The organism is Actinokineospora sp., from assembly GCF_050699995.1.
In the GTDB taxonomy this organism is placed as follows: domain Bacteria; phylum Actinomycetota; class Actinomycetes; order Mycobacteriales; family Pseudonocardiaceae; genus Actinokineospora.
The window spans coordinates 1-6,204 of sequence record NZ_JBOHGC010000670.1 but is presented as its reverse complement, the minus strand read 5'-3'; the positions used below and the strand labels follow the sequence as shown (position 1 = coordinate 6,204).

The 6,204-nt window shown below is 70.7% G+C and carries 6 protein-coding genes and 1 pseudogene; 1 reads left to right on the top strand and 6 read right to left on the bottom strand.

Annotated features, from left to right (window positions below):
* Positions 1 to 37: 37 nt before the first annotated feature.
* Complete coding sequence (locus tag ACRDSQ_RS32955; protein ID WP_431426596.1) at positions 38 to 1,183, bottom strand: GuaB3 family IMP dehydrogenase-related protein; 1,146 nt, start codon at positions 1,181 to 1,183, stop codon at positions 38 to 40.
* 25 nt (positions 1,184 to 1,208) lie between these two features.
* Positions 1,209 to 2,720 (bottom strand): IMP dehydrogenase, encoded by a 1,512-nt coding sequence (gene guaB / locus ACRDSQ_RS32950; protein ID WP_431426598.1) that lies wholly within the window; start codon positions 2,718 to 2,720, stop codon positions 1,209 to 1,211.
* A gap of 164 nt (positions 2,721 to 2,884) precedes the next feature.
* Here guaB and ACRDSQ_RS32945 point away from each other — a divergent pair, with 164 nt between their 5' ends.
* Entirely contained in the window at positions 2,885 to 3,325 is a 441-nt protein-coding gene (locus ACRDSQ_RS32945; protein WP_431426594.1) for a DUF5319 domain-containing protein, read from the top strand.
* A gap of 54 nt (positions 3,326 to 3,379) precedes the next feature.
* Here ACRDSQ_RS32945 and ACRDSQ_RS32940 read toward each other — a convergent pair whose 3' ends face one another.
* From ACRDSQ_RS32940 to ACRDSQ_RS32925, 4 genes and pseudogenes are all read right to left on the bottom strand, one after another.
* Positions 3,380 to 4,414 carry an anti-sigma-D factor RsdA gene (locus ACRDSQ_RS32940; RefSeq protein ID WP_431426592.1) on the bottom strand — a complete coding sequence of 345 codons (1,035 nt, stop codon included), beginning with the start codon at positions 4,412 to 4,414 and terminating at the stop codon, positions 3,380 to 3,382.
* The gene (locus ACRDSQ_RS32935) at positions 4,415 to 4,987 is read right to left on the bottom strand and encodes a sigma-70 family RNA polymerase sigma factor (RefSeq protein ID WP_187218371.1); all 573 of its coding nucleotides are present in this window, start codon (positions 4,985 to 4,987) and stop codon (positions 4,415 to 4,417) included. It lies immediately after the preceding gene.
* 199 nt (positions 4,988 to 5,186) lie between these two features.
* Positions 5,187 to 5,783 carry a response regulator transcription factor gene (locus ACRDSQ_RS32930; RefSeq protein ID WP_018682728.1) on the bottom strand — a complete coding sequence of 199 codons (597 nt, stop codon included), beginning with the start codon at positions 5,781 to 5,783 and terminating at the stop codon, positions 5,187 to 5,189.
* A gap of 126 nt (positions 5,784 to 5,909) precedes the next feature.
* Positions 5,910 to 6,204 (bottom strand): annotated as a pseudogene (locus tag ACRDSQ_RS32925) (hypothetical protein); the annotation flags it as partial.

Below are 6,204 nucleotides of genomic sequence, written 5' to 3'. Positions count from 1 at the left end.
GCCAGGACGACCTGGCCGACCGCCGCGACGACCTTCCTCACGAGCGGACCGTCAGCCCGACCTTCTGGAACTCCTTGAGGTCGGAGTATCCGGTCTTCGCCATCGCGCGACGCAGCGCGCCAAACAGGTTGACCACGCCGTCCGGGTCCGACGACGGACCGAACAGCAGCGTCTTCAAGTCGACCGGCTCGCGGTAGTTGACCCGCTCCACGCTGCTGCGCGGCAGCGACGGGTGCGCGGCGGCGGGGGTCCAGTACAGGCCCTTGGCGGGCGCCTCGCTCGCCATGGCCAGCGGCGCGCCCAGCATGACCGCGTCCGCGCCGCAGCCGATCGCCTTGGCGATGTCGCCGCTGGTGTAGATCCCGCCGTCGGCGATGACGTGCACATAGCGGCCGCCGGTCTCGTCGAGGTAGTCGCGGCGGGCGGCCGCGGCGTCGACGATCGCGGTCGCCATCGGCACCCCGATGCCCAGCGCGCTGTCGGTCGTGGTGACCCCACCGGAGTCGCCGTAGCCGACGATCACGCCCGCCGCGCCGGTCCGCATCAGGTGCATCGCGGTGCGGTAGTCGTGCACGCCGCCTGCGATGACCGGGATGTCGAGGTCGGCGATGAAGTCCTTGAGGTTGAGCGGCTCGGCCGTCTCCTCGCGGGCCACGTGCTCGGCCGAGATGATCGTGCCCTGCACGATGAGAATCTCGACACCGGCCGCGACCAGGTGCGGGGTGAGCTCGGCGGCGTGCTGTGGGCTGACCCGCGCCGCGACCGTCACGCCCGAATCGCGGACCTGCTTGATCGCCTCGGTGATCAGGTCGATCTGCAGCGGAGCCGCGTGCAGCTCCTGCAGCGTCGCGACGAGGCCGGGGTCGCCCTCGTCATCGGCGTCGGCGGCCTCGACGAGGTCGGCCAGGACCTTCTCGGCGCCTGCGTGCCGGGCCCACAGGCCCTCGGCGTTGATCACCCCGAGCCCGCCCTGCTGACCGACCGCCACCGCCATGGCGGGCGAGACGATCGCGTCCGTCGGGTGGGTCATCAGCGGGATGTCGAACCGGTAGGCATCGATCTGCCACGCGGTGGAGACGTCCTTGGACGACCGGGTGCGCCGCGACGGCACGATCTCGACCTCGTCGAGCCCGTAGGCCCGCCGGGCGGTCCGACCCATGCCGATGTCGACAAGATCCCGCACTTGGGTGTTCCTCTCAGTGCACTGACTAGCGAGTGGTGTAGTTCGGCGCTTCGACGGTCATGGTGACGTCGTGCGGGTGGCTTTCCTTGAGGCCCGCGGCGGTGATCCGGATGAGCTGCGCCTGCTGCAGTTCGGTGATGGTGCGCGAGCCGGTGTAGCCCATGCCCGCGCGCAGCCCGCCGATGAGCTGGTGCACGACGCTCGACAGCGGCCCGCGGAACGGGATGCGCCCCTCGATGCCCTCGGGGACCAGCTTGTCCTCGGCGAGCACGTCGTCCTGGGCGTAGCGGTCCTTGGAGTAGGACCGGGCCTCGCCGCGCGACTGCATGGCGCCGAGCGAGCCCATGCCGCGGTAGCTCTTGAACTGCTTGCCGTTGACGAGGATCAGCTCGCCCGGCGACTCGGCGGTGCCCGCGAGCAGGCTGCCGAGCATGACCGCGCTGGCGCCCGCGGCGATCGCCTTGGCGATGTCGCCGGAGTGCTGGATGCCGCCGTCGCCGATCACCGGGACCTTGACCGGGGCACAGGCCTGCGCGGCCTCGTAGATCGCGGTGATCTGCGGGACGCCGACACCGGCGACCACGCGGGTGGTGCAGATGGAGCCGGGGCCGACGCCGACCTTGACGCCGTCGGCGCCCGCGTCGATGAGCGCCTGCGCGCCCGCGCGGGTCGCCACGTTGCCGCCGACCACGTCGACCGCGTCGCCGAGTTCCTTCTTCAGCCGGGTCACGATGTCGAGGACAGCGCGCGAGTGGCCGTGCGCGGTGTCCACCATCAGCACGTCGACACCGGCGTCGAACAAGGTCATCGCGCGCTTGTAGCCGTCGTCGCCGACGCCTACGGCCGCACCGCAGATGAGCCTGCCATCCGGGTCCTTCGTGGCGTTGGGGTACTGCTCGGTCTTGACGAAGTCCTTGACCGTGATCAGGCCGCGGAGCTTGCCCTCGCCGTCGATGATCGGCAGCTTCTCCACCTTGTGCCTGCGCAGCAGCCCCAGCGCGGCCTCCGCCGACACCCCGACCTGGGCGTTGACCAGCGGGCCCTTGGTCATGACCTCGCTGACCAGACGGGTGTGGTCGACCTCGAAGCGCATGTCGCGGTTGGTGATGATGCCGACGAGGGTGCCCTCGGCGTCGGTCACCGGCAGGCCCGAGATCCGGTATCGCGCGCACATCGAGTCGACCTCGGCGAGCGTGTCGTTCGGGGAGCAGGTGACCGGGTCGGTGACCATGCCCGCCTCGGACCGCTTGACCGTTTCCGCCGCGCGCGCCTGCTCCTCGATCGACAGGTTGCGCTGCAGGATGCCGATGCCGCCCTGCCGGGCCATCGCGATCGCCATGCGGGCCTCGGTGACGGTGTCCATCGCCGCCGAGGCGAGCGGGATGCGCAGCGTGACATTGCGCGAAATCCGGGTCCCCGTGTCGACCGTGCTCGGGATCACATCCGACTGTGCGGGCTGGAGCAGGACATCGTCGAATGTGAGGCCCAAGGTGGCGAACTTGTGGGGGACTCCGTCAGCGTTGAGCTCGCTGGTCATGGTGGGTGGCGGACCTTCCTGCATGGCTGGCGGACCCGGTGGCCGGACCGGGGGTTCGGGGGTGGCCTGCGGCCGCACGGCGGGGTCGCTCGGGGTCGCGAAGTGCACGGTTCCACCATGGTATCCGGGCGCGGGCGCGGGTCGGCCCGGTACCGTGCGTGGTCGTGCCGCATGACTCAGTTCCGCCGAGCCCCTTCCCGGGCGGTCCGTGGGATGACAGACCCTCCGGGGCGCTCCCGCCGGACCCGTTCGCGGGCGATCCCGACGACCCCGCCCGCGCGCTGGACGAGCCGCAGGAGGAGTCGGGCGTTCCGATGTCCGGCGAAGAACGGGTCGAGCTCCTCGACGACCTGGCCGACCTCGCGGTCTATCAGGCGCTCCTGCAGCCGCGTGGCGTGCGCGGGATCGTCGTGGACTGCGGCGAGTGCCAGGAGCCGCACTTCCACGACTGGGCGCTGCTCGCGGCCAGCCTCGAACAGCTGCTCAACGACGGCCGCATGCGGCCGCACGAGCCCGCGTTCGACCCGGACCCCCACGCGTACGTGAGCTGGGAGTACTGCCGCGGCTACGCCGACGGCGTGACCGCCTCGGAGACCGCGCACTGAGCTGACCCACGCAAAGGACCCCCGCCGGATCGGCGGGGGCCCTTTGTCAGGTGATCACGGGGTGGCGAGCGGCGGTTCGGCCTGCGTGCCCGGACCAGCGTTCGGAATGGACCCTCCGTCGGTGGTCGCGGGGTCCGAGCGGGGCTCGGTCTGCGGCGCGGTCGCCGACGTCGTCGTCGGCTCGGTCGTGCTCGTCGGCGCGCTCGGGGTCGTCGACGGCGGCGAGCTCGGCGAGGAGGGCTCAGGCGTGGTCGGCGTCGTGGTCGGCACAACCGATGACGGCGCGGCGGTGGTCGGGTTGGCCGACGGCGGCGGCGCGGCCTCGTTGGCCGGGCTGCCGGGCAACTGGGAGACCAGGTTGCTGTGCAGCGCCGCGAGGTCGGCCTGGCCGTCCTCCGACGACACCGACGGCAGGCCCTTCTGGGCCTCGTCGAGCTTGTCCTTGGCCTCGGCGAGCTTGCCCTGGGCCAGCGCGGTCTGGGCGATGCTCAGGTCCTGGCGGACCGACGCGGCGGCCTCCACGGAACGCGCGTGGTCGGCGTAGAGGACGCGGGTGAGGCCCCAGAGGGTGTCGCCCGGCTGGGCGTCCTTGGCGGCGAGACCGGCGCCGGTGAACGCGATGGCGAGGACCGCGGCGGCCGCGGCGAACGGCACGAGCAGGCGCGGCCTGCGGCGGTTGCGGGCCTTGGCGGCGATGACGGTGGCCACGGCGTACTTGGTGTCGACGAGCTCCTTGATGGGCTCGGCGTCCACGTCGTCGCGCCAGGACGACAGCAGCGCGGCGAGCTCGTCGTCGCGGACGCTGGTCTCGTCGGGGACCTCACCGCGGATCGCGCCGCCGAGCGCGTCGAGGAAGGCGTCGTCGGCGTGCACGAGCGAGAAGTCGATGGCGTCGTCGTCGAAGTCGGACGCGCCGAGCCTGCCGAACGGGTCGCGACCCGGCCCGGTCAGGTCGAAGTCGTCGCCGAAGCGCACACCCGAACCGAAGTCGACCGGAACGACCGTGGTGTTGTCGGCGTTCTCGGAGCTCGGCAGGGTGAGTTCTGCCTCGTCATCACGACGTCTGTCGTATTTGCCCTGGTCGGACACTCAGACCACCTCCTCCGCTGACAATGTCTTGCGCAGCCGGGCCAGCGCCCGGTGTTGGGCCACCCGGACAGCGCCCGGGGTGGAGCCCACGGCCTCGGCGGTCTCTTCCGCCGAGAGGCCGACCACGACGCGCAGCACCACGATCTCACGTTGCTTGTCGGGCAAAACACGCAGTAGATCACTCATCCGCCTGCTGAGTTCTCCCTGCATGGCTCGCTGTTCTGGACCCGCGTCGAGTTCCGGCTCGTCGGGCACGTCGGCGACGGGCTCGGCACGGTTGCGTGCGGAGGCCCGATGGGCGTCGGCCACCTTGTGCGCCGCGATCCCGTAGACGAACGCGAGGAATGGCCGACCTTGGTCGCGGTAGCCAGGCAGTGCCGTCAACACCGCGAGACACACCTCCTGGGCCACGTCGTCCGCCGAGGCGAACGAGCGTTCCTGCCTTCCGACACGGGCACGGCAATAGCGCACTACGAGGGGCCGAACAGACGCGAGGACACGTCCGATCGCCTGAGGGTCGCCCTCGACGGCAGCGCTTACCGAAGCGTCCAGTCCGTCCCCCAATGTGGTCATCGCAGATTGCAGCCTTGGCGTTACTAGCGCGGTCGATTGATGGACACGGTCCAAGGCGCTCACCTCAGCACGTCGGCACCCACGGTACCGCCCAATGCCAGGGGGGTCCCGGAGTGGGCAGCGTCACGACGGCGAAAACACGGCGAGCCGTGCGTGCCCGTATTGCCACGGGCACGCACGGCTCGCCGCCGACACTGGCTTATGACACCAGGCCGCGCCTGAATCCGTGGGCGACCGCCTGGGCGCGGTCACGGACGCCCAGCTTGCGGAACAACCGCCGGGCGTGGGTCTTCACGGTGTCTTCGGACAGGTACAGCTCGCGGCCGATCTGTCCGTTGCTCTTGCCCTGGCTCATGCCGCGAAGAACCTGCAGTTCGCGGTCGGTGAGCTGGACGCCCGGGTCCGACGGCTGCCGCGGCGCGGGCACCGACGTGCTGGCGAGCGTGTGGGCGAGGGCGGCCACAAGCTCCGGACGCGAGGCGTCCCAGCGGAGGTATCCGCGGGCGCCACCCGCGATAGCGGCGGCGATGCTTCCCGCGTCGTCAGGCGCGCCGAAGACGATGACGTTGGCCTGCGGGTTCGCGGAGACGAGCCGTCGCGTGGCTTCCACACCGGTGGGCACGGCGCGCTGGGTGCCGACGAGGACAACGTCCACCGGTTGCCTAGAGAAGCGGGCGAGCAACTCGTCACCGTGCGCTACGCAGTCGATGCGACTGACCCCTGGTACAGCGGACATGACACGGGTCAAACCCTCCCGCACGCTGCGTCGGTCATCGCAGATCAAGACCGTCGTCACGGGGACTCCTTCCTGCAGCCGAGTGACGTTCCAATTCCCCTATCGGACGCTGCGCACCGAACCTTGACACGATCCGGTGGTAAATCTGTCAACAAATCCGCCGGATGCCCGTCTCGGTGCGTTCACCTAATCGGACCAACTCGAGAACAGCCAGGTCGGGACCCATGGCGACGCCATCGCGAGGCTCCGGGCGGTCGGGTCGCAGTTTCGTAACACACAGTGCAGGGCGTGCGCCGCCGTGCGCCGGTGCGCCGGTGCTTCGTCCGGATCGATGTCGGCGAGCACCATGGCGCAGGGCCAGACGAGCGGCAGCAGCCCGTGCCCGGTGGCGTCGGCGAGCGCGTCGAAGATCAGGACTCGGGCCCGTCCGCGGTCTCCGACGGCCGCCAGAGAGGCCCCCAGGACGAGCGCTGACTTGACT

What these genes read in the sequence shown, in the direction of transcription:
- guaB (WP_431426598.1), bottom strand. Translation starts at nt 2,720, where the DNA reads ATGACCAGCGAGCTCAACGCTGACGGAGTCCCCCACAAGTTCGCCACC.
- ACRDSQ_RS32935 (WP_187218371.1), bottom strand. Translation starts at nt 4,987, where the DNA reads ATGACCACATTGGGGGACGGACTGGACGCTTCGGTAAGCGCTGCCGTC.